Below are 21,853 nucleotides of genomic sequence, written 5' to 3'. Positions count from 1 at the left end.
CCGTGGAAATTCACGTCATCCTTGTGCGGATTGCGCTCGGGCTCGTCCTCGGCGCTGCCGTGGGGATCGAAAGGCAATGGCGCGCAAGGATGGCGGGTCTGCGAACCAACGCGTTGGTGAGCTTGGGTGCGACACTCTTCGTCATCATGGGCGCGTACGGGTTTCAGGGTCCGGACGCTGATCCGACGCGCGTCGCAGCGCAGATCGTCTCGGGGATCGGTTTTCTCGGTGCCGGAGTGATCATGAAGCAGGGAGCCTCGGTCACCGGTCTGAACACCGCCGCAACCTTGTGGGCCACGGCCGCCGTCGGCGCGCTGGCAGGCGGCGGAATGTACTGGGTGGCGGTGTTCGGTGCCGGCGCAATCATGTTGGCGAACACGCTGTTGAGGCCGTTGGGTCGGATGATGGATCACCAGCCTGCCCGCACCGGTCGCGAGGAACCGCCGGCGGACTACACCTTCGAGGTGACCTGCCACGGAGACGCCGAAGCCCACATCAGAGGTCTTACCGTGCAGTCCATTTCGAGGCCGGAGTTCCAACTGCGGTCAGTGCAGTCCTTCGATATCCCGGACAGCGACCGCGTGCGGGTGGTGGCCGAACTGGCTGCCGCCGAGCGTGACGACGGACTCCTGGAATCCGCCGTCAGCCGGCTGAGCTTGGAACCGTTGGTGACTCACGTTCGCTGGGAGGTGGAACCGTCGAAGTAGTTCCGCAGGCCAGTTAGCGCGCATGTTCCTGCGGCGCAAGAGAGTTCCCCGGTGCGATGTTCGCGCAGTTGGACGGTGCAGGCTTACCGTTCAATCGGTCGTCGACCCAAGCGAGCGCACCGGGGAGCCAGAGCATGGCGCCGAGGAAGTGGCTGATGGTGTCGTACTGGTCGTACTGAATCGCCAGGCCGGCGTCGCAGTACTTGCGTGCGAGGCTGCGGACGTCGCCCGTGATCATGACGCCGTCTCCTGCTCCGACGTCGGGGCCGCCGGGTTGGGTGCCCTCGATGGTGCCGTTGGCTGCTTGCGCGATGAACATCGGAATGGTCGGTGTCGCCGCGGTGCCCATGTTGATCTTGTTCACGACATCGACGTACTCGGGAACCGTATTGGGATCGGCGTACTCGGGTTTGACCAGATCCTGCCAGGTCAGTCCGGGATACTGCGCCAGCACATTGCCGATGGACGCGTCTTCGAGTCGAGCCATGACGTCGCGTCCGCGGTCGCTGAGATACTTCCCGAAATCGATGTCGTACGAACGCGCGACGCCGACGACTGCCATGCCGACAACGCCGCCCCACCCGATACTTCCGCTCGCGTAGCGAAGGTTGTTGGCCGGATTGACCAGCACGCCGCCCTGCGCGGCACCGATCAAGTTGTCGTTGATCTCCGGTGCATATGCGGGAGCGAGGATCGAAGCCCAGTTGGTGGCGATCGCTCCGCCGGAGTACCCCATCAGAGCGATCTCGGCGTTGTCGGTGATTCCGGTTTCCGGGACATCTCGAGCAGCACGCAGAGCGTCGAGCGTCATCATCCCGTATTCGGGTCCGGCAGCGAAGTTCGCATCCGGGCCCTCGGTGTCCGGGACGACGATCGTGTAGCCCAGCGCGAAGAGTGGGCCGAACAGAGCCGCTTCGATGCTCGTGAAGGTTCCGCCGATGTTGAAGTTGCGTCCACTCGGCGTCCAGTCACCGATCGGGGTGTTACCCGCGATGGCCCGCGACGGACTGTCGTCGGGGTTCAGCGAATCGTAAAAAGACTGGTACGAAACAACTTTGTTCGGTTGGGCGTTGGCCGGGCGCAAGATCGAGGTGACGTTGGCGGACGGCTGGCCGAGGGCATCGGTCGAGCGATAGAGGACCTGGACTGCCTGTATCGGGGTCGGGATGTTGAGCACGGTGTACGGCACGGTGCGAGTCTCGAGGACCGCACCCGGGGCGTACGACGAGAGGGGTGCCGCGCCGCCGTAGCTGTAGAAACCGTCATCGGGGGACTTGGCATGGGCTGGCTGCGCGAGCGCTACCGGTGCGCCGACGCCTGTCAGTGCAAGCGCGAGTACTCCGACAACTGCGCGAGATACGACCCTTGACGACATACTCGTCCTCCACATTGGTGTGCCACGCCCCACCCTGAGATCGTGGTGTGACGACCACCATATATTACTCGCGGGTAATGTGGGGATCGGTCAGATCGGGCGCCGTCTCGAGGTCTCGCCGTAGGAAGATCTCGGAGGATTCGCCCGGGAGTAACAAGACTCCGGCGTCGATGTATCCCATTGCGCGATAGAAGTTCTGGGCTGATTCGTCGGAGAGGGTGGAGGTGAGAACCCTCGAATATCCCGCACGGCTCATCTGTTTTTCCCAATATGTGACCAAGGCGCGCCCTGCGCCCTGGCTGCGCTTAGAAGACAGGACGGTCAGCATGTTCATGAACGGAATTTCGTCCCAGAACAAGCCCCATCGCAGCCACCCGACCGCTTCACCATTGTGCTCAGCGAGGAGCACCCGACCGCGTTTAACCACGGACGTGAGTTCCTCGGCTGCGATGTGCGAGTCATGCTCACGTAAGAACGGCAAGTCTGTCTGTGCTGCGACGCGAATGTTCACCACACAAGTCAGTATCGCCGTTCAGTCGGCGACGGCGACCTTCGGCTTCGACAAGTAGACAACTCCGGGGATGTGGTTGGGGTTCGTGGGCAACTGCACGTAACCCGCCCGGGAGTACAGGCGAATGTTCCGGACGCTCTTACTTCCCGTGAACAACTCGAAACTGGTGATGTGCGCCGGAGCATTCTGTTCCACGTGCTGCAGGAGGCGCCGGCCGAGACCGTTGCCCGCCAAGTCCGGCGCAACCATGAGACGCCCTATCTGCCAAGCGGTTCCGTCCGCTGTGCCTCGAACGGCCCCGACGAGCCGGCCGCCGCGTCGTGCGGTCCAGACGGTCGACTCCTCAACCCAGGCCCGGACCGTGGGAAGGTCCTCCTGGAGTGGGGGTATGTCCATGCTGTTGTTGGAAATTGCTTCCGAAACCCAGCAACAGCGTTGTAGAACAAGGATTTCCGCGGCGTCCTCGTCGGTTGCGCGTTCTATGACTATCTCGTCCATGGTTTCCTTTACGAATCGGTTCTTCGCACCCGCAGGGCAATTGTTCAGCCGCAGGCTGAATGTGGCGCGCGGCTGAACAATAGCCGCGCGGCTGTGAATGCAGAAAGTTCCGATTGAGGCATAACAAACAAAACGCCCGCGACCAATTGGTCGCGGGCGTTTCGAAAAAGAACGTCAGACAGTTGCCGGAGTGTTCTCGTCCAACTTCGGGTCTTCGTTCGCGATTCGCTTGTTGCGAATGAGGCTGCTGATGAAAGCAGCGCCGATCAAGAAGACACCGACCAGGCCGGTGATGATCTCGTTGATGTGAACACCGATGGACACCATCAAGATGACGGCCAGAGCGCCGATGGCCCAGTGGGCACCGTGCTCGAGGTAGACGTAATCGGAGAGCGTGCCCTTGCGGACCAGGAAGACCGTGATGGAACGGACGAACATCGCGCCGACGAAGCCGAGGCCCAGGGCGATGATGATCGGGTCCGCCGTGATGGCGAATGCGCCGATGACGCCGTCGAAGGAGAAGGACGCGTCGAGCACCTCGAGGTAGAGGAACAGGAAGAACCCGGCCTTGCCGGTTGCCTTCGCGAGCTGCGTGGGTCCGCCGGACTTGGCGCCCTCTTCCTCTTCGCCTTCTTCCGGCAGATTGAACAGTTCACCCAAACCGTTGACCGCGATGTAGGTGATCATGCCCAGAACACCCGAGATCATGACGGTCGAGACCTTGTCGTCAGCGGCGAGGAACGAACCACTCAGTACCAGGATGATGCCGGCCACGACGACCGAAAGCTGATCGAGCTTGCCGATGCGAGCGAGGGGCTTCTCCAGCCAGGACAGCCAGGTGATTTCACGCTCTTCGAAGATGAAGCCGAGGAAGAGCATCAGCAGGAACATGCCACCGAAGGCAGCGATCTGCGGGTGAGCGTCCGTGAGGATGGTTTCGTAGCTAGGCTCGTTCGTGCCGGGGAAGTACGCCGCTCCGTCCGGCGGCGGGTTGAGCGCGAGGTCGAGTGCAGCTACAGGACCGAGTCCGGAAGCAGCCCAGACGATCACGAGCGGGAACACCAGGCGCATGCCGAAGACAGCGATGATGACGCCGATGGTGAGGAAGATCTTCTGCCAGAATTCACTCATTCTTTGCAGAACAGTGGCGTTGATGACGGCGTTGTCGAACGAAAGCGAGATTTCCAGAATCGACAGGATGATGACGAGGAACAGTGCCTCGGGTCCGCCGTAGATGAACGCAACGATCATCGCGAGGATCGAAATTGCGATGGATAAACCGAATATTCGCAGTACCACGGAGCGTGGCCCTTTCTAGTTGGTCAATGCAGAGTGGTTACTGCAAGCGGTCTCTCACCGCATCCGAACGTGAAAACGGGGAGGGTTCCACAGACTACTGCGGAACCTTCCCCGAGTCAGCTCGTCGAGAGCGAAGATCAGACGTTGACGCCGTAATCGCGCGCGATGCCCGCGAGGCCGGACGCGTAGCCCTGGCCGATTGCGCGGAACTTCCACTCTGCACCGTTGCGGTACAGCTCACCGAAGACCATGGCGGTCTCGGTGGAAGCGTCCTCGGAGAGGTCGTAGCGAGCGAGCTCGTTGCCGTTCGACTTGTCGACGACGCGGATGTACGCGTTGCGGACCTGGCCGAAGGACTGCGAGCGAGCTTCTGCGTCGTAGATCGAGACGGGGAAGACAACGCTTTCGACCTCGGCGGGAACCGCTGCGAGGTTCACGTCGATCTGCTCGTCGTCGCCTTCGCCTTCGCCGTCCGTGTTGTCACCCTTGTGCTCGATCGAGCCGTCGGGCGAACGGAGGTTGTTGAAGAAGATGAAGTGCTGGTCGGAGAGGACCTTCTTGTTCGAGCCTGCGCCGATTGCGCTGGCGTCGAGGTCGAAAGCAGCTCCGGTGGTGGAACGCGCGTCCCAGCCCAGGCCGACGACCACTGCAGTCAGGTTCGGGGCCTCCTTCGTGAGAGAGACATTGCCGCCTTTGGTCAAGCTGACGCCCATTCAGGGGTCCTTTCAAGAGGAGAGACAAGGCCCACTACGACGCGAAGTCGTCTTGGGAGTGTGTTTACCTCCACCACCCTAACCGCAGTTCCGGTGTGTTCGCCGTAACAGCAGAATTACGAACCGAGAAGCGAAGTGCTGGACCCGTAGGATTCAATCGTGGTGGGAAGATGGTCGGAGCGCTTCAATCGGGGGGCAAGAGTGGGGGAGTCGGTCAGTCGTGCGCGGGAGGCGCAGACGGCCATGGTTTCGGCGTTCCTCGACATGGACAAGCGGCAGACAATCGCGTCGGCAGCAGTCGACGCTTCCGCCGAGCTGTACCCCGAGCGAGGGCTGCGCGCGGAGTGGGAACCCGTTCGTGACCGGTGCTACCAGGCAGCGTCGGACTACCTCGACACATCCGAGCGATACGGCAACGATCAGGTACTTCACCAGAACCCGAACGGTGCTCGGGCGGCGTTCGAGAAGTCGGTAGCTGCACTTGTCGAGGCAGCGCAGGGCGTCGACGCCTTCTACAACGGGCATCGTGCGCACCTCGAGCAGGCGACGGTCACGATGTCCGCCATTCCCGTCCTCGGCCAGCAGGCCCGAACCCTGGCGAACGCCGTCCGGGAAAAACTGGCTGCCACCGATCAGCGCTATCGCGAGTACCCGTCGGTGGTGACGGCCTCCGAACACCTCGACGACGCGGTTGCAGCGCTCGACAAGGCGCGCTCATCCGGTCGCGCCGACGCAGTCCGCACGCGGGCCGAGAGTGTCCGCGAAGCGGTATCGGCGCTCGAAGAAGCATTGGCAGAAGCCCCGTCGACCCAGCACCGTGCCGAGATGACGATTTCCTCGGTCTCGACCAGGTTGTCGGCAGTGCGCACTCGAGTGGACCGCCTGGATCCGGCGTACTCCGCATTGCTGCGCGAGTTCAACGCCGCGAGTTCCGCTGACCTCGTCGACAACAGCAGTCGCAGCCGAGCACATATCGATCAGGCCGACATCGATCTCAAGGAAGCGAAGCAGTCGCTGGCTGCGGGAAACCCCGAACATGCACTCGCTTTGATGGCCGAAGCCCGCGTGCACCTCGCCGACGCCGAAGCGTGCGCCGATGCCGTGACGGACCGTCTCGCTACTCTGCGTGCAGTTCGGGCAGATCCGAGCCAAAAGGAACGTGAGGTTCGTTTCCGGTTGAAAGACGCCCAGATGTTCGCTGTTAACCAAGGGTTGGTGGCGGAGTGGGGCTCCGTACTCGATGCTCAACTAGCAAGGATCGAGCGAGCGAGTGCGTCACTGTCGGGAACTCATCCGGACTACTGGTCGTATGTATTACAGCTGGACTCGGTATCGACGTTCATCACCGAAGTTGTCGAGAAGATGCGGGCGCGAGCCGGCAAGAACTGAATGGTCGAGCCGATCGGGGGATCGGAGTTGCTCGACGCGTTGTCACAGGGGGGCGTTTCATGGACTTGATTGCGGTTACAGAGAGAAGAGAAATGCAGCACTTTCAACATCTCGAGGATGACGTGCGGGAGCAACTGTTCCTGCATGCGCCTCGATCGTTCGCGGATTCCGACGAGAGGGATCTGCTTGCGATTGCGCTGGGTGCAACTCTCTACGTTCCCGCCACTCGGGCCGGGTTGGCCGACGTCGTGTCCAAGCGTGCGTCCGAGGGCGTCAGCTCGATGGTGCTCGATCTCGAGGACGCTGTCGCCGATCACGAGGTCGAATCGGCGCGAGCAAACGCGGTCGAAGCTCTCGACAAGATCGCGTCCACCGACGCCGTCGGAATGCTGCTGTTCGTTCGGGTCCGCGAAGTCGCGGACATCCACAAGGTCGCTGCATCGTTGACCGAGGGTCGTGCAGCCCTCACCGGGTTCGTCATCCCGAAGTTCGGCAGCGAGTCCGGCCCCGTGTTCCTCGACGCCGTCGCGGATGCATCGGAGTTGCTGGGTAAGCATCTCTACGCGATGCCGGTGCTCGAATCACCCGCGCTTGTTCACCGTGATACGCGGGATCTCGAATTGCGCACCATCAGTGGGATTCTCGCGCAACACCGCGATCGAATTCTTGCGGTCCGCATCGGCGCCACCGACATGTGCAGCACCTTCGGCATCCGTCGCGACCGCGATCTGACCATTTACGACGTGCGCGTGGTGGTTGACGTCATCGCCGACATCGTCAACTATCTCGGCCGCGCCGACGGTTCGGGTTTTGTCATCACCGGGCCGGTGTGGGAGTACTTCGCCGATCACGAACGCATGTTCCGGCCGATGCTGCGCGCCACCCCGTTCGAGGAACACGACGCCGTCCGGTTCCGTCAGCATCTTGTCAGCCGCGACCTCGACGGTCTGCTTCGTGAGATCGCGCTGGACCGAGCCAACGGAATTCAAGGCAAGACGGTCATCCACCCGTCGCACGTCGCGGCGGTCAATGCCCTGTCCGCGGTCACGCACGAGGAATACCACGATGCCCTCGACATTCTCGGTGCCGACGCTGGTGGAGTTCAGGCCTCCGGCTACCGGAACAAGATGAACGAGATGAAGCCGCATCGCAATTGGGCGCGGCAGACCGCGCTCCGCGCTCACGTGTTCGGTGTGACCAACAAGGGGATCACGTTTGTCGAGTTGCTGACGGCGTTGGTCGATCGATGACAGAGCTTGTCCAGTCCAAGGATGTTCCCTGGGCTACAGCAGAATTCGGCTTGGACCTCGTTCACGGTGATTCGTCACTCGGGCATTCGGTGCCCGATCTGGTGATCCCGGGTCTTCGACGGAATCCGCGCCGCGCGCACCTGCTGGTGTCCACCGTCCTGGGTAAGCACGTGCCCACCGAGCCGTCCGTGGTCATCGGTGCTGCCGACGACCTCGGGGACCTGGTGCGAACCACCCTCGGTGACGGTGTGGACGTCGTCGTGCTCGGGTTTGCCGAAACTGCAACAGGTTTGGGTCACTGCGTCGCAGCTCGCCTGCACGCTCACTGCTACCTGCACTCCACGCGCCGAGACGTACCCGGTGCTACGACGCTCGCCGGGTTCGAGGAGGGGCACTCGCACGCCACGAGTCATTTGATGCAGCCCACGTCCGCCGAGTTGTTCGAGAACGACCTGCCGCTGGTCCTCGTCGACGACGAGATCTCCACCGGCGCCACCGCGATCGACGCCATCCGGGCGCTGCATGGTCAATGCCCACGAAGCCGCTACGTCGTGGCCTCGCTGGTGGACATGAGAACCGAGGAGCACCGCGCCGTCAGTGAGGCGGCGGCCGCGGAGTTGGGCGTGCGGATCGATTACGTCTCTCTCGCTTCGGGTTCGACGGTCCTGCCCGACGGCCTGACCGAGCGTGTCACGGCTCTGGATGCTCCGGACCTCAATCCGATCGGTGACCGACGCGGCACGCTGTCCCGCCTGGATCTGCCGTGGCCGGCACATGTCCCCGACGGTGGCCGGCACGGATTTCTCGCCGGCGACACCGAGGCATTCGAATCCGCCGTCGAGGCGGCGGTGTCCATCCTCGGGTCATCGATCGACCCGTCGCGTGCTGTGATCGTGATCGGTCACGAAGAGTTGATGTACCTGCCATTGCGCATCGCTGCGGGCTTGGAAAGCTCTGGGCGAGCAGTTCGGTACCAGACCACAACTCGCTCACCCGCGTACGTCGTCGACGTGCCGGGATACCCGCTGCGGCGCGGGTTCACCTTTCCGGCACCGGAACTGGGTGAGAACGAGCCTCGATACGTGTACAACGCGCAGTGGCCTGATGTGGCGGTCGACGCCCTTGCGCTGCTGGTCATCGACGAGCCCGCCGACACCGATCGGTTGACGGCGATGGACGGAGTGGTCGAGGTGTTGCGGAACTCCGGCACCGACGTCCTGGTCGCCACCGTTCGCGGGGCCGATCCGTCGGCGCTGCGAGATTTCAGAGCAGGAGAGTCGACATGAACGAACCATTGGTCGGACCCGATTTCGGTTCGTACGCGCCGGGTGAAGTGAAGTGGCTGCTCAAGGATCTCTCGCATGTGGATCTCGAAGCTGATGTTTCCGTGCGCGAGAAGCGTATTCAGTCGGGTGAGGCTCACTATGCCGAGTCTCTTCCCATCGAGTACCAACCCGATCAGGCGTACCGGGATCTGTTCGAGACGGTGCTCGCCGAGAGCGCTCCTCGCCTGGCGCGCGCTGTCGGGACCGTGATGGACCTGGTGCTGGCCGAGCGGGGGAGTGACATCACGTTGGTCTCACTTGCCCGGGCCGGGACCCCGATCGGGATTCTGATGCGGCGCTGGGCGCAGCAGACTCGCGGATTGACGCTGCCGCACTACGCGGTGTCCATCGTCCGCGGCAAGGGCATCGATTCCGTCGCGCTTGATTACCTTGCGCACCATCACGACTCGGAGAACGTCGTCTTCGTCGACGGCTGGACCGGCAAGGGCGCCATCGCCCGCGAACTCGATGCAGCGTTGACGGAGTACCACGAGGCGGGCGGAGCGAAGTTCGATTCCGATCTGGCTGTTCTCGCAGACCCCGGCCACTGCGTGCGAACGTACGGCACTCGCGACGACTTCCTGATCGCGTCCGCGTGCCTCAATTCGACGGTGTCGGGCTTGGTCTCACGAACAGTCCTCAACGACACCCTCATCGGGCCTGGCGATTTCCACGGCGCCAAGTTCTACGCAGACCTCGCCGACGTCGACGTCTCCAACAGGTTGCTCGACGTGGTCTCAGCCGAGTTCGACTCCGTCCGTGCCGATGTCGCGGATTCTCTGGCCGCAGTGCTCGATTCCGATCGGACGCAGACCTGGGCAGGCTGGGAGTCGGTGGAGAAGGTGCAGGCCGAATACGGGATCTCGACGGTCAACTTCGTCAAACCCGGTGTCGGAGAAACAACCAGGGTGCTACTGCGCCGGCTTCCCTGGAAGGTTCTGGTGCGCGAACTCGAAGCCCCGGAGCACGCACACATTCGGTTGTTGGCACAGGCCCGTGGGGTTCCGGTCGAGGTCGTCCCTGATCTCGCCTACTCGTGTGTCGGGCTGATCAAGGACATCACGTGAGCCGTGTTGACACCGCTGCGTCCCAGGTCCTGATCGCCACCGATCTGGACCGCACGATGATCTATTCACAGGCCGCGATCGGCGGCGATCCCAGTGGCTCCGATCTGGATTCGGCACCGAGCCCGCTGTGCGTCGAGTACTACAACGGCGGCCCGCTCTCACACATGAGCGTCGAATCGATCGAGTTGCTGACTGCGCTAAGCTCGCGGGTTCCGGTGATTCCGACAACCACCAGGACCATTGCGCAGTTCCAGCGGATCGATCTTCCGGGCGGACCGTGGAAGTACGCGATCACGAGCAACGGCGGAAACATCCTGGTGGACGGCGAAGCCGATCGCGACTGGCGAAACGAGATCGACCGTTCGACCCGTAAGGCCGGCGCCGAGTTGCCGCAGGTTCAGGCGGAACTGGAAACGCGGATCGACTCGAGTTGGGTCAGCTCCATTCGTGTTGCCGACGACCTGTTTCCGTACCTGGTCGTCGATCTGGCCGTGATGCCGAGTGATTTCGAAACCGAATGGAATCACTGGTGCGTGACGCGGGGCTGGAACGTCTCGCGTCAAGGCCGGAAGATCTACACGATGCCCGACGCGGTCTCGAAGTCACGCGCGCTGGCAGAGGTTCGCCGCAGATTGGTCGAGTCGGGTGATCTGGATCAGTCAGCCGTCGTGATCTCGGCTGGTGACGGTGCGTTGGATGCGGACATGCTCGAATACTCCGATTCTGCGATCCGGCCGAGGCACGGTGAGCTGGAAGAACTGAATTGGCAACGGCCGACCGTTACTGTGACAGAAAGGTCCGGTATCGCAGCGAGCGCGGAGATATTGCGGTGGTTCTCTTCCGCGCTCGGGTAATACACGCTCTCTATGAAGGGGATTTAGTTGTCTGTATCGCTTGCCAAAGGGCAGAACGGCCCGCTGGACGTCTCGGATGTAGTTGTGTCGGTTCAGTTGGCTGCAGCCGCTGACCTGTCTGCACTCCTCGTGACGAGCAACGGAAAAGTTCGTTCCGACGCCGACTTCGTCTTCTTCAACCAGCCGACCGGACCCGGCGTGCAATTGGTACCCAACCCGGGTGGCATTGCCTCACTCCGAGTCTCACTCGCCGGCGTACCCGCCGATATCGAGCAGGTTCGCGCCGTCATCACGCTCGACGACGCGTCGTCGAACTTCGGGCGCACTGCTGCACCGACCGCTCGGGTTTCCGACGCGACCGGGAACGTGTTGTACGAGTACGTGATCGACGGTCTCACCACCGAGTCCATCGTCATCGCACTCGAGGTGTACCGCCGCCAGGGCGCGTGGAAGGTGCGCGCTGTCGGCCAGGGTTACGCGGGTGGATTTGCCGCGCTGGTCACCGATCACGGTGTGTCCGTCGACGATGCGCCCGCGCCGCCGCCGCCCACTCCGGTCGCGGCTCCGGCTCCGATCACCCCGCCCTCGTCTGTCGCTCCTACACCGCCGGCATACAACCAGCCGCCGCAGCAGCAGCCTTCGTACAACGCGCCGCCGGTTCCGCCGGCCCCGCCCGCGTACAACCAGCCGCCCGCCTACAACCAGGGACCGACGCCGCCGGCCTACCCACCGGCACAGCAGCCTGCGTACAACCAGCAGCCGACTTACAACCAGCAGCCGACGTACAACCAGGCGCCCCCGGCGCCTCCCGCGCAGAACCAGCCGCCGGCGCAGCAGCCCGAGGTGAGCCTGGTCAAGGGACGTCCCGTCAGCCTGACCAAGGGCCAGAAGGTCACGCTCCGCAAGGAGGGCGGCGTCGCGCTCACCATGATCCAGATGGGTCTGGGTTGGGATCCGATCAAGAAGAGCGGCCTGTTCGGAAGCCGGACGGCCGACGTCGACCTCGACGCTTCGGCGCTCCTGTATGCCGATGGCAATCTCGTCGACGTCTGTTACTACGGTCAGCTGACGTCCAAGGACGGCTCCGTCCGTCACATGGGTGACAACCTGACCGGCGACGGCGACGGTGACGACGAGGTCATGCTCGTCGATCTGCAGCGGGTCCCGGCTCACGTGACCACGGTGATCTTCACCGTGACCTCGTACCGCGGGCACACGTTCGAGCAGGTCTCCAACGCTTTCTGCCGTCTCGTGGACAGCACCACCAACTCCGAGCTCGCCCGATACACGCTCCAGGGCGGCATGGCGTTCACCGGAATGGTGATGGCCAAGGTGTACCGCGCGAACGGTGAATGGAAGCTGCAGGCCATCGGTGAAGGTATCCAGGCCAAGCACGCGGGAGAAGCTGCGCCGCAGCTGGGTCGCTTCCTCACTGCTTGAGTCGAGACTGCATAAGTTCTGACGAATCCGGTTCGGCGGTAGGTGGTTTCGATCGCCGTCCGCCGAACCGGACATCGTTGTCCCTTCTGTGCGTTAACCTCATGCGGCATGTCGAGCCGTCAGTCGAGCGGCCGTGCGCGAGAGGACTTGGCACAGTAGATGATCATTCGAGGGAAACGTCTCGGTCGGGCGGCGGCTGTCGCAGGCGTTGTGCTGGCGCTCGTGAGCACCGGGATCGCGCAGGCTTCGGTGCCGCAGTCGGAAACGCTGTCAGGTGTATCCGGCACCGGGATCAAGTACGTCGCCCTCGGTGACTCCCGCGCCTCCGGCCCAAGGCTGGAACCGATGTACCCCGACGCCTGTTCGCGTTCGTACGAGAACTTCGCGGGCAAGATCTCGCGGGCACTCGAGGTCGCCGAGTTCGCCGACGTCTCCTGCAGTGCGGCCCGCGCCGAGAACATCATCGACACCCCGCAACTGATTCCGAACTACTGGCCGGTCCAACTCGACGCCGTCCACCCGGACACCGACCTGATCACCATCTCGATCGGCGGCAACGACTCCAACAGCATCTTCCTCGGCCCCCTGTGCGTCGCTCCGGGACCAGGAACCGATCGTGGATGTCGATACGACCCGCTCGCGAATTCCGTCGCCCAATCCGGAATCGACCGGGCTGCCGGAGAATTGGATCGCATCCTGACCGCGGTCACGCAGCGCGCGCCGAACGCTCGCATCTACCTGATCGGTGAGGGCGGCATGATTTCCTCTCGCGGATGCTGGCCGAACATCCCGTTCTCCGACGCCGACGCAGCCTGGTTCATGGACTACTTCGCGCGCTACAACACGAAGTTCGACGAGGTCGCCCACGCCCACGGTGTTCGTACCGTCGACATTGCGGCGGCGAGCATCGCCGGCGGGCACGACGCGTGTGCGAGTGCAGATCAACGTTGGTTCGAGGGCCTGTTCTCGGAGTCGTCGGCGCAGCGCTTGCACTTCACGGACGCTGGGATGACCGCGGTGGCCGATCTAGTGGTGGCGGACCTGCGAGGCTGACCGAGAGAGCCGGGTCATGGCATAGTTCGCTGCTGTGGGTATGACTTTTGTTCCCGGACAGAACGCGCCGCTGCCGGCGCCCGTGGTGACGTTTCGAGCCGAGAGCCAGACACCGTTCGACGTGTCGGCGCTGGTAGCGGACGCGAACCTGCGGGCATTGACGTCCGCTGACTTCGTTTTCTACAACCAACCGTCCACCGCTGGAGTGCAACTCGACGAGAGTGGCATCCGGGTGGAGCTCGATCGACTTCACCCCGATGCGGCAGCGGTGTTGTGCATCGTGAGCGTGGATCCGGCAGCGACGGCCGCGGGCGTTTTTCGCACGGCGGGGCTCTCCGCCACCCTGAGCGATCAATCCGGTTCGGTCCTGGCCGAATTCGCGATCCCCACCGCAGGTACCGAAACAGCGGTCATCTGCTGGGAGCTGTATCGAAAGTCCGGTGCGTGGAAGATCCGGGCCGTCGGGCAGGGCTATGCGGGTGGTTTGGCGGAACTGATCTCGGTGCACGGCGTCGAGGTGGACGACGAGCCGGCACAACAAGCCCCGACCGCTGCGCCCGCGTGGGACTCCGCGGTGGAGCCGTTGGAGGTAGGGCGAGGTCTCGAGCGTGCGTGGGTGATCTTCGAGGACGCCTCGCGATCTGCCGCTTCCTTCGTCTCCAGCAGCGAGTACGCGCTGGCTCGGTTGGACGAGGATCTGACCGCAGCCGTCGCAGATCCGTCGTTGCGGAACTCGGCAGCGGGAGTGGCGGCGCGCGATGCCGCACAGAAGCGGCACGACGACCTCGTCTCACTCGCGCGAGACAACCACGCCCGTGACAGCGCCCAGCTTGCACACGAACTCGGCGTGATCGACGGCGTGCTCCCACGGTCGATGGCGTCGTGGAAGTCGGTGTCGTGGGCGGGTACAACTGATCCGGCGCAGATCACGGCCGTCAGCGACGGAATGCGTCTTGGCGAGCTGTCGGCTCCGGACCGCGGCACGCTCACCGTTCCATACTGCGTCCCGTTGCCGCTGCGCCGGCCGATCTGGGTGGACAGTACGTCGAGCAAAGCAGCGCTCGGTCTGATCAGTGCCGTCACCGTGCGCGTCATGGCCGCAGGCCCGATGCCGCTACTCGACGTCGTCGATCTGACCGGCTCGCTCACACCATTGACCGATCGACTGGCACCGATGCTCGCGGGGCCGGTCATCACCGCTCACACCGAGATCTCGGCGCGCTTGCGGGCACTGGCCGAGGCCGTCGACATGGGCGAACTCGCGCGAATGAGTGGCGTCGCCGATGGCCCGAGTTCCCTTCGCCTGTTGATTCTCAGCGATTTCCCGCACGGATACTCCGCCGAAGACGCACAAACCGTCATGTTCCTCGCCGAACGCGGGCCGGCAATCGGTTTGTCGATACTGATTGTCGGAGAGGACGAGTCGAACTTCGCGGAAGAATCCGTCGCCGCACTGTCCGAGGGGTGCCAACATCTTTCGGCAGCAGGGCAGACCGAGGTTCACGATCCCTGGACCCGCACGCAATGGCACTTCACCCCGGACGTGCTCGACCCGATCTCCGAGTCGCGAATTCTGGCAGTGTTCGACCGCACCTAGTGGCCGATGGCGGATTGCCGAGCGCACAGGCAGAGTGGTGGTACGACCACGCGCGGTGTGTGGCGGCAATACTCGAGGAGACTCATGGCATTCTGGGATCAGTTGAAGGCTAAGGCTCAGGAGATGAACGGCCAGCTCAAGACAAAGACCAGCCAGTTCCAGAACAAGGAATTCAAGAACGCGAGCATGGCAATGTGCGCGTTGATCGCCGCCGCAGACGGTTCGATCGATCCGTCGGAGCGTCAGAAGACCGCCGCGCTGATCATGAGCAACGAGTCGCTCGCGGTCTTCCCGCCGGACGAGCTTCGTGAGCAGTTCGACTGGTACTGCAGCAAGCTGTCCTCCGACTACGAGTTCGGAAAGGTCGAGGCAACCGCGACCATCGCCAAGCTCAAGTCGAAGCAGGATCAGGCTCGCGCGGTCATCCAGATCGGCATCATCATCGGCGGCGCGGACGGCAACTTCGACGAGCACGAGCGCGGCGTCGTACGCGACATGTGTTTTGCCGTCGGAATCTCTCCGGCCGAGTTCGATCTCTGACCGATTCAGAGTATGAAAGCGGGTGCAGCGCGAAAGCGCTGCGCCCGCTTTTCTTTTCAGTACTCGGGATAACCGTCCTCGGGTCCGAGCATGCGCTCGATCCTCGTCCGCGTGATCTTGGCGAGCTCGTCGACGCAGACCTTGCGCTCGACGGAGCGTTCGTTGGACATGCGCTGGCCGATGTTCTCGAGCAGGTCGTCGGCGTCATGGCCGTGCGAACACCACAGATACCGGAAGCCGAAGTTTCGCTCGTACTCCTCGCCGGCGCGATAGATGGTTGCCATGACGGCGTCGTCCGGAACCCAGATCGAGCATTGCTCGAGGTGGGACGGCACGCTGTTCTTGCGCACGCCGACCGGTGGATGGCACTGCAGGGCGCGTTCGACGTCCTCGTCCGAGAGGTTGAGAATCGCGTCCTCGGCGCGCGAGAGGATCTCCGCGTGATCGGCGAACGGACGTCCGTCGCTGACCCATCCGGCCCACGTCAGCGAGCAGCAGCACTCGAACAATGCGTGAACCGCCTTCTGTCGCGGTAGTTCGTTGAAGCGCTCCAACCCGATCGATTGATGTAGCAGCATGTGACCTCCCGGCCCGTTGTGCCTTCAGGCGCGCTTGACATGCCGCACGGTAACCAGATGCGCGGCCACTTCGATAATCCGCCGCTTCACCTGGGAAAGGAAGGTTTGCTCACCGAGTTTTCAGGTTCTTAACGCGGCGTAACGAGCTGATCGGGGAGGTGGGAGTGCGTGCGGGTCGCTGAAGACGGCCCCAGTCCCACACTCGCTCCAATTGCCTGCACACCTTGTTGATTGAGCGAGTATTCTTAGTATTTGCAAAATATGTAGACCGGTCTATTATTGGGCTATGGCATCCAAAGGAGATCTGACAAAAGCGCGGCTCACCGAGTCCATGCTCGAGCTCATTCAGGCCAACGGCTACAGCGGCACCGGTCTCAATGCTGTGATCGAGCATGCAGCAGCACCTAAGGGGTCGATCTACTTCCACTTTCCCGACGGGAAGGAAAGTTTGGGCGTTGCAGCGGTTGAGCTCGCCACGAAGCAGTTCGAGACGCTGATTGCAGAGGCCGCGGTATCAGCGGGCGGTGCGGCCGGAGCTGTCCGCGCTGCGATCGAGGCTCTGACGGCCATCGTCAGCGAGAGCAACTTTCGTCTGGGCTGCCCGGTCTCCGTCGTCACTCTGGAGATGGGCGCAGAAAGCGAGCGACTGCGGCTGGCGTGCGCCACTGCCTTCGAATCGTGGATCGCACCGACGGCCGCGTTTCTGGGGGCCAGCGGTCTCGGCGACGAAGAGGCGCGGTCTCTGGCAACCGTCGTTGTGTCGACGATTGAGGGGGCGGTCATCGTCTCTCGCGCTATGCAGAGCACTCAACCCCTCATCGCGGCCGCTGACGTCGTCACGGAGCTCGTCAGCCAGCGCTGCCCGACAGTCGGAGGGACGCGGTGACGCCGCACGAAGGCTCCCGCCACGCCCTGGTCTTCGGAGCCTCGGGCCTGGTCGGGCGGCACCTCGTCCTGACTCTTGCCGAGGCAGGTGCGAAGGTCACGGCGGCAGTTCGGACCGCCGAGTCCGGATCGCGTGTCGAGCGATGGGTCAGCGAGCACGGCCTGACACGAAGTATCAGCACGACGATCGTCGACTTCGATGCTCCTGAGGTGGTCTCCGGCGGCCCATCGGCATTTCCGTCCATCACCGAGATCCACAACTGCGCCGGGTCCTACCGATTCGGAATGACCGCCGAGGAGGCGCGCAGCGCGAACGTCGGCATCGTCGAGAAGCTGATCGACTTCGCCACGGACCTCCCCAACCTGCAGCGCGTCGTCCATGTGTCGGGCTACCGCGTCGGCGGACAAGACCCCAAATCTGTTCCGTGGTCAGACGATCACCGCGCTTCGGTCTACAAGGAGCTTGGCGCATACGAAGCGTCGAAAGTGGAGTCCGACGCAATCTTCCAAGCCCGAGCCCTCGAGCACGGGGTTCCATGGACCATCGTCAATCCCTCCAGTGTGATCGGCGACAGCGCCACAGGGGAATCCGACCAGTACATCGGGCTTGCCGGCACGATCGAGCAGATTTGGGATGGTGCCGCGGCAGCGTTGCCCGGAAACCAATCGACGTTTCTCCCGATCGTCACGGTCGACTACCTGGCGGCTTTCATGACGGCCGCAGCGGTCGACCCGGCTGCCGAAGGCATGGCCTACTGGGTTCTCGACGACGACACCCCGCCGCTGGCGGACCTGCTCACACATGTCGGTCGACATCTCGGCGCGAAGGTCCCACGGGTACGAATACCGATCGGTGTCATCAAGCGGCTTCCGCAGCAGATCACCAAGGCGGATCCTGAGACGCTCACCTTCATGTCCGCCGACCGATATCCGACAGCGTCCGCCGTCGAGTTCGCAGACAGACACGGGATACACACGCCAGACGCGCTGCTGTCCCTCGAACGATGGGCCGACTACTTGGCCGCACATCGATTTGGAGCGGCCCTGACTGACAGCCGTCGATTCGTCGATGTCGGCGGCCTGAGGACATTCGAACTCGGCGTACCCGGATCCAGTCGAGCGGTCCTTCCCGGTTTGCCCGTAAACGCCGATACGTGGGCAGCGGTAGCGGCCGGCATCGCGGGGCGGGTCGTCGACCTGCCCGGGCTCGGCCTCAGCGGCGGAGTCGGCGTTCAGGACTGGGAACAGTGGCTTCCGGCGGTAGTGGCTGGGGAATCTGCTGACCTCGTCGGCCACTCCATCGGTGCGGCTGCGGCCGTAGTTGCGGCTGATCGGTTACCGGAGCAGGTCAAGTCCCTTACGTTGATTGCGCCGTTCTTCCTCCAGCCTCCGATAGGTCTTTCAGCCAGACTGAGGCCGCTCGTATGCGCCTACCTCCGACACGCGAACCCAACACGGCTGTCACGACTACTGACGGGATCAGAAGCGAGCGCGGCCGCTCTCGATTCCAGTGTCAGTGACCTCGAGCGAAGCACCGCGAAGAGGGTGGCCGAGCATCTCGCCCTTGCGGAATCGAAGCAGTGGCGTTCCGAACTCCAGGAGACGCTCGGCAGATTCAGTGGCCCGGTCCTCATCATCACGGGAAGCAACGACCCGATCGCCCCGGACGCGGTCGAGCATCTCGAGTCACTTCCGAACGTCGAACTGAGGTCGGTGCCCGGTGCCGGCCATCATCCACAACTCACCCATAGCGATGCTCTCGTCGACTTACTCAATGGATCGATCGTGTGACAATGACGCCGGAAGTTCCAGCCTCTGGCACTCCCGACCTCCGACTCACCTCTGTCGAACCTTTGTCGTTCGCGTGGGCGTCGGTGGCCGCGCCGCGTCAACCGACGTGGACGTGGGGTCGCCTGGACTGGTCGGGTTCGGCGCGGCGAAGGACCTCACGGGTCACCGGAGCGGTTTCGCCCTCACCGATGAACAGGAAACGGAGCAGGTACATGATCGGGTTTCCCTCGGTCCACTCGAAGTAGACGTCGGGAATCACTCCGGTGATGTCCCTCGTCCGCAGGAGAACCGCCGCGATGGTGTTGGGGACTGCCGGGCTGTCGACCCACAGAATCCGGTGCTCACCGCGCTGTCGCCCGTGGACGAGGAGGTCGGTGCTGAATTCGGAGGAGTCCGTGACGTTGACCTCGATGAAGATGATCGACTCGCCCTCGGGGATGTTGCTTTCGGCGCGCTGCTGCGATTCCTTCTGCCGATACTCGTCCTCGTCGAGGCGGTCGACGTCGTGCGCCACCATCGCGAGGTAGCCCTTCTCGGCTGCCTCGGTGATGAATTGCAGCGCGGTCTCGTCGAATTCGACAGAGGTGGCGCGAAGTTCGAAGGCTCGCGAGATTCGGGAAAGGAAGGACACCACAATGATCGCGGCGATGAAGAACGACGCCACTTTCACACCGTCCGGGCGTTCGAAGATGTTCGCGATCGTCGTGTAGACGAACAGAACTGCGACAAAACTGAACCCTACGAACAGTTTTCGCTGACCGTGCTTGCGGGCGGACAGGGCAACGGCGACGGTCGCCGACGAGATCAGGACGAGGACGCCGGTTGCGTACGCGGAACTCTGAGCGTCGACACCGGCGTCGAAGTAGATCGTGACGGTGATGGCGATGACGCTGAACACGAGGACCAGAGGACGCACGGCGCGGGCCCACGACGGCGCCATGCCGTAGCGGGGGAGATACCTGGGGACGAGGTTGAGCAACCCTGCCATTGCCGACGCACCGGCAAACCAGAGGATCAGGATCGTGCTGAGATCGTAGACGGTTCCGAAGATCTCACCCAGATAGTCGTGTGCGAGGAAGGCAAGTGCGCGACCGTTGGCAGCGCCTCCCGGCTGGAACTCGTTCTCCGGGATCAGGATGGTCGTGACCAGGCTCGACGTCAGTAGAAATCCACTCATGATCAGCGCTGCCGTGGTGAGCAGGCGTCGTGCGCCTTTGATGCGGCCACGTGGATTCTGTTCGGTGTCGTGCGGATCGCCCTTGATCTGCGGCATGACCGCGACCCCGGTCTCGAAGCCGGACAGGCCGAGAGCCAACTTCGGGAAGACGATCAGCGCGATCAGGATCATCATCGCCGGATTTCCGTGCTCGGTGGTCATGGCGCGCGTCCAGTCGGTGACCAAAGACGGCGCGGTCGCGATGTGCCACAAACCTACGGAGATGACCACCACGTTCAAGGCGAGGTAGACGGCGACCAATCCGACCGCGATACCGATTGCTTCGGTGAATCCGCGGAGGAATACCGCAGCGAGGAGCGCGAGCAGAACCAGGGTGACGGCGACGGTATGTCCGGAGAGAAATGTTGGTGCAAAAGGATTCTCGACGAGGTGTGCCGTGGCGTCGGCAGCCGAGAGCGTCATGGTGATGAGGAAATCGGTGGCCGCGAAGCCGAGAAGCACGAGAACGAAGATCTTGCCTCGCCACTTGGGCAGCAGCTTCTCGAGCATGGCGATCGAACCCTCGCCGTGCGGACTCTCGCGAGCCACTCGCCGGTAGACCGGCAGCGCACCGAACAGCGTCAGCAGGATCAGTACGACTGTCGCGATCGGAGCCAACGTGCCGGCCGCCAGTGCCGCGATACCGGGTTGGTAACCGAGAGTGGAGAAGTAATCGACACCCGTCAGGCACATCACTTTCCACCACGGGTGGCGCTTCTCCTTCTTCGGCGCCATCCGGTGTGGCCCCAGATGTCCGGCGGGTTCCTCGGTGATGTCCGCGAGCAGCCAGGCCTCGGTGCGTTGTTTCACCGACGGAGCCGTGTTTTCGGCCGGGACCTCGTTTTCGGCGGCGGTCACCACGGCGTCACGGCCTCAGATACACATCGTCGAGCGTGACAGTCCGCAGGTTTCGGCTCCGGATGATGTCCACCAGTTGCGGATACACGTGGGTCACGGGCAGATAGTTGAGGTGCCCGATCACTATCGCCCCCGGATTGAAGTACTGGTTCGCCATCTGGAGGATGTACTCCTCGGTGATCAACGAAGAATCCGACAGTGATCCGTACCAGAGGGTGGGCACGGTGTATCCGACGCTCGCTGCCACGGAATCGACTGTTGCGTTGTGCCTTCCGTACGGCGGTCGAAAGTACGGCGCGGCATCCACGCCGTAAGTGTTGCGCAGGAACGTGCCGTTCTTCGTCAACTCCTCGGCGATCTGCTGCTTCGACACGGACGTCAGATCCGGGTGCGAGAAGGTGTGATTGCCGAGCTGAACTTGTCCGCTCTCGACCAGCGGCCTCAGAAGTCCGGCATTTTCGGTCCACGAGTTGTATTGCCCGTTCACGAAGTACGTCAAACGGATGCCGGTGTCTTTTGCGAACTGTGTGTAGAGACGCACGACTTCGGAACTGGCCCCGTCGTCAACCGTCAGGGCGAGCAGATCTCCACCACCGGGCAGTGCGGTCAGCGATCCGCCGGCGGGCAGCGGCACCCGGGCAGACGGCGGTGGAGGCGGCAACAACGCAGGCGGGAGATCCGCGCCGGGCACGGCATCTGCTGGTTCGTCGGCTGCGGCGATAGCCGTGCCGACCGAACGTGACGAACAAGCGGTTCCCATGGTCACCGCGGCGGTTCCGGTCAGAGTTGCTGCTGCGAGGGCACTGAGGAAGCGTCGGCGGTCCACAGGGCGGAGCCTAGAGCAGATTTGCCCAATTCGGACTTCATTCTCAGCGTTTTTTCAGCGAATGACCAGCCGTCTCCGGTA

Annotated in this window: 20 protein-coding genes; 12 read left to right on the top strand and 8 right to left on the bottom strand. The window is 63.1% G+C overall.

Annotation, left to right across the window (positions count from 1 at the left end):
* Positions 1 to 2: 2 nt before the first annotated feature.
* Positions 3 to 707 (top strand): MgtC/SapB family protein, encoded by a 705-nt coding sequence (locus ACFQ6H_RS11025; protein ID WP_003941187.1) that lies wholly within the window; start codon positions 3 to 5, stop codon positions 705 to 707.
* A 13-nt stretch (positions 708 to 720) separates the two neighbouring features.
* Here ACFQ6H_RS11025 and ACFQ6H_RS11020 read toward each other — a convergent pair whose 3' ends face one another.
* The 5 genes from ACFQ6H_RS11020 to ACFQ6H_RS11000 form a co-directional block, all read right to left on the bottom strand.
* Complete coding sequence (locus tag ACFQ6H_RS11020) at positions 721 to 2,082, bottom strand: lipase family protein (protein WP_378646053.1); 1,362 nt, start codon at positions 2,080 to 2,082, stop codon at positions 721 to 723.
* A gap of 64 nt (positions 2,083 to 2,146) precedes the next feature.
* Positions 2,147 to 2,596 carry a GNAT family N-acetyltransferase gene (locus ACFQ6H_RS11015; RefSeq protein WP_378646051.1) on the bottom strand — a complete coding sequence of 150 codons (450 nt, stop codon included), beginning with the start codon at positions 2,594 to 2,596 and terminating at the stop codon, positions 2,147 to 2,149.
* Between the two features lie 18 nt (positions 2,597 to 2,614).
* Complete coding sequence (locus ACFQ6H_RS11010; RefSeq protein ID WP_378646049.1) at positions 2,615 to 3,091, bottom strand: GNAT family N-acetyltransferase; 477 nt, start codon at positions 3,089 to 3,091, stop codon at positions 2,615 to 2,617.
* Positions 3,092 to 3,265: 174 nt separating this feature from the next.
* Positions 3,266 to 4,390 carry a DUF475 domain-containing protein gene (locus ACFQ6H_RS11005; RefSeq protein ID WP_378646047.1) on the bottom strand — a complete coding sequence of 375 codons (1,125 nt, stop codon included), beginning with the start codon at positions 4,388 to 4,390 and terminating at the stop codon, positions 3,266 to 3,268.
* 137 nt (positions 4,391 to 4,527) lie between these two features.
* The gene (locus ACFQ6H_RS11000) at positions 4,528 to 5,103 is read right to left on the bottom strand and encodes a TerD family protein (RefSeq protein WP_003941199.1); all 576 of its coding nucleotides are present in this window, start codon (positions 5,101 to 5,103) and stop codon (positions 4,528 to 4,530) included.
* Positions 5,104 to 5,346: 243 nt separating this feature from the next.
* Between ACFQ6H_RS11000 and ACFQ6H_RS10995 the strand changes: the two genes are divergently transcribed.
* The 9 genes from ACFQ6H_RS10995 (at position 5,347) to ACFQ6H_RS10955 (ending at position 15,618) form a co-directional block, all read left to right on the top strand.
* Positions 5,347 to 6,492 carry a hypothetical protein gene (locus ACFQ6H_RS10995; protein WP_378646045.1) on the top strand — a complete coding sequence of 382 codons (1,146 nt, stop codon included), beginning with the start codon at positions 5,347 to 5,349 and terminating at the stop codon, positions 6,490 to 6,492.
* A 92-nt stretch (positions 6,493 to 6,584) separates the two neighbouring features.
* Entirely contained in the window at positions 6,585 to 7,742 is a 1,158-nt protein-coding gene (locus ACFQ6H_RS10990; RefSeq protein ID WP_378448116.1) for an HpcH/HpaI aldolase/citrate lyase family protein, read from the top strand.
* A complete protein-coding gene (locus ACFQ6H_RS10985; RefSeq protein WP_378646043.1) occupies positions 7,739 to 9,028 on the top strand; it encodes a phosphoribosyltransferase family protein in 1,290 nt (429 codons plus the stop codon). The genes ACFQ6H_RS10990 and ACFQ6H_RS10985 overlap by 4 nt, the downstream gene beginning before the upstream one ends.
* Positions 9,025 to 10,134, top strand: coding sequence for a cysteine protease StiP family protein (locus ACFQ6H_RS10980; RefSeq protein WP_378646041.1), 1,110 nt, complete (start codon positions 9,025 to 9,027; stop codon positions 10,132 to 10,134). Before ACFQ6H_RS10985 ends, ACFQ6H_RS10980 begins: the two co-directional genes overlap by 4 nt.
* Positions 10,131 to 10,988, top strand: a complete 858-nt coding sequence (locus ACFQ6H_RS10975; RefSeq protein WP_378646039.1) for an HAD family hydrolase — start codon at positions 10,131 to 10,133, stop codon at positions 10,986 to 10,988. Before ACFQ6H_RS10980 ends, ACFQ6H_RS10975 begins: the two co-directional genes overlap by 4 nt.
* A gap of 27 nt (positions 10,989 to 11,015) precedes the next feature.
* Positions 11,016 to 12,428: a TerD family protein gene (locus ACFQ6H_RS10970; protein ID WP_378646037.1), complete on the top strand. Its 1,413-nt coding sequence runs from the start codon at positions 11,016 to 11,018 to the stop codon at positions 12,426 to 12,428.
* A gap of 159 nt (positions 12,429 to 12,587) precedes the next feature.
* Entirely contained in the window at positions 12,588 to 13,481 is an 894-nt protein-coding gene (locus ACFQ6H_RS10965) for an SGNH/GDSL hydrolase family protein (protein WP_378646035.1), read from the top strand.
* Positions 13,482 to 13,521: 40 nt separating this feature from the next.
* On the top strand, positions 13,522 to 15,078 hold the full coding sequence (locus ACFQ6H_RS10960; protein WP_378646033.1) for a TerD family protein: 1,557 nt from the start codon (positions 13,522 to 13,524) through the stop codon (positions 15,076 to 15,078).
* 84 nt (positions 15,079 to 15,162) lie between these two features.
* Positions 15,163 to 15,618, top strand: a complete 456-nt coding sequence (locus ACFQ6H_RS10955) for a tellurite resistance TerB family protein (protein ID WP_003941110.1) — start codon at positions 15,163 to 15,165, stop codon at positions 15,616 to 15,618.
* A gap of 56 nt (positions 15,619 to 15,674) precedes the next feature.
* Here ACFQ6H_RS10955 and ACFQ6H_RS10950 read toward each other — a convergent pair whose 3' ends face one another.
* A complete protein-coding gene (locus ACFQ6H_RS10950) occupies positions 15,675 to 16,196 on the bottom strand; it encodes a 2-oxo-4-hydroxy-4-carboxy-5-ureidoimidazoline decarboxylase (RefSeq protein WP_007727034.1) in 522 nt (173 codons plus the stop codon).
* Between the two features lie 286 nt (positions 16,197 to 16,482).
* Here ACFQ6H_RS10950 and ACFQ6H_RS10945 point away from each other — a divergent pair, with 286 nt between their 5' ends.
* Both ACFQ6H_RS10945 and ACFQ6H_RS10940 read left to right on the top strand, forming a co-directional pair.
* Entirely contained in the window at positions 16,483 to 17,082 is a 600-nt protein-coding gene (locus ACFQ6H_RS10945; protein ID WP_378546193.1) for a TetR/AcrR family transcriptional regulator, read from the top strand.
* Positions 17,079 to 18,872: an alpha/beta fold hydrolase gene (locus tag ACFQ6H_RS10940; RefSeq protein ID WP_378646031.1), complete on the top strand. Its 1,794-nt coding sequence runs from the start codon at positions 17,079 to 17,081 to the stop codon at positions 18,870 to 18,872. The genes ACFQ6H_RS10945 and ACFQ6H_RS10940 overlap by 4 nt, the downstream gene beginning before the upstream one ends.
* Positions 18,873 to 18,969: 97 nt before the next feature.
* On the opposite strand, the gene ACFQ6H_RS10935 is transcribed toward ACFQ6H_RS10940, so the two are convergent.
* The gene (locus ACFQ6H_RS10935) at positions 18,970 to 20,949 is read right to left on the bottom strand and encodes an amino acid permease (protein ID WP_378646029.1); all 1,980 of its coding nucleotides are present in this window, start codon (positions 20,947 to 20,949) and stop codon (positions 18,970 to 18,972) included.
* Between the two features lie 4 nt (positions 20,950 to 20,953).
* On the bottom strand, positions 20,954 to 21,706 hold the full coding sequence (locus tag ACFQ6H_RS10930; RefSeq protein ID WP_378646136.1) for a polysaccharide deacetylase family protein: 753 nt from the start codon (positions 21,704 to 21,706) through the stop codon (positions 20,954 to 20,956).
* Between the last annotated feature and the right edge of the window lie 147 nt (positions 21,707 to 21,853).

The organism is Rhodococcus sp. NPDC056506, from assembly GCF_042794945.1.
In the GTDB taxonomy this organism is placed as follows: domain Bacteria; phylum Actinomycetota; class Actinomycetes; order Mycobacteriales; family Mycobacteriaceae; genus Rhodococcus_F.
This window is presented reverse-complemented; position numbering and strand designations above follow the sequence as displayed.

Excerpts from the sequence above, each read along its gene's own strand:
- ACFQ6H_RS11020 (WP_378646053.1), bottom strand. The coding sequence starts at position 2,082 with ATGTCGTCAAGGGTCGTATCTCGCGCAGTTGTCGGAGTACTCGCGCTT.
- ACFQ6H_RS11010 (WP_378646049.1), bottom strand. The coding sequence starts at position 3,091 with ATGGACGAGATAGTCATAGAACGCGCAACCGACGAGGACGCCGCGGAA.
- ACFQ6H_RS11000 (WP_003941199.1), bottom strand. The coding sequence starts at position 5,103 with ATGGGCGTCAGCTTGACCAAAGGCGGCAATGTCTCTCTCACGAAGGAG.
- ACFQ6H_RS10995 (WP_378646045.1), top strand. The coding sequence starts at position 5,347 with ATGGTTTCGGCGTTCCTCGACATGGACAAGCGGCAGACAATCGCGTCG.
- ACFQ6H_RS10990 (WP_378448116.1), top strand. The coding sequence starts at position 6,585 with ATGCAGCACTTTCAACATCTCGAGGATGACGTGCGGGAGCAACTGTTC.
- ACFQ6H_RS10985 (WP_378646043.1), top strand. The coding sequence starts at position 7,739 with ATGACAGAGCTTGTCCAGTCCAAGGATGTTCCCTGGGCTACAGCAGAA.
- ACFQ6H_RS10980 (WP_378646041.1), top strand. The coding sequence starts at position 9,025 with ATGAACGAACCATTGGTCGGACCCGATTTCGGTTCGTACGCGCCGGGT.
- ACFQ6H_RS10965 (WP_378646035.1), top strand. The coding sequence starts at position 12,588 with ATGATCATTCGAGGGAAACGTCTCGGTCGGGCGGCGGCTGTCGCAGGC.
- ACFQ6H_RS10960 (WP_378646033.1), top strand. The coding sequence starts at position 13,522 with ATGACTTTTGTTCCCGGACAGAACGCGCCGCTGCCGGCGCCCGTGGTG.
- ACFQ6H_RS10955 (WP_003941110.1), top strand. The coding sequence starts at position 15,163 with ATGGCATTCTGGGATCAGTTGAAGGCTAAGGCTCAGGAGATGAACGGC.
- ACFQ6H_RS10950 (WP_007727034.1), bottom strand. The coding sequence starts at position 16,196 with ATGCTGCTACATCAATCGATCGGGTTGGAGCGCTTCAACGAACTACCG.
- ACFQ6H_RS10945 (WP_378546193.1), top strand. The coding sequence starts at position 16,483 with ATGGCATCCAAAGGAGATCTGACAAAAGCGCGGCTCACCGAGTCCATG.
- ACFQ6H_RS10930 (WP_378646136.1), bottom strand. The coding sequence starts at position 21,706 with ATGGGAACCGCTTGTTCGTCACGTTCGGTCGGCACGGCTATCGCCGCA.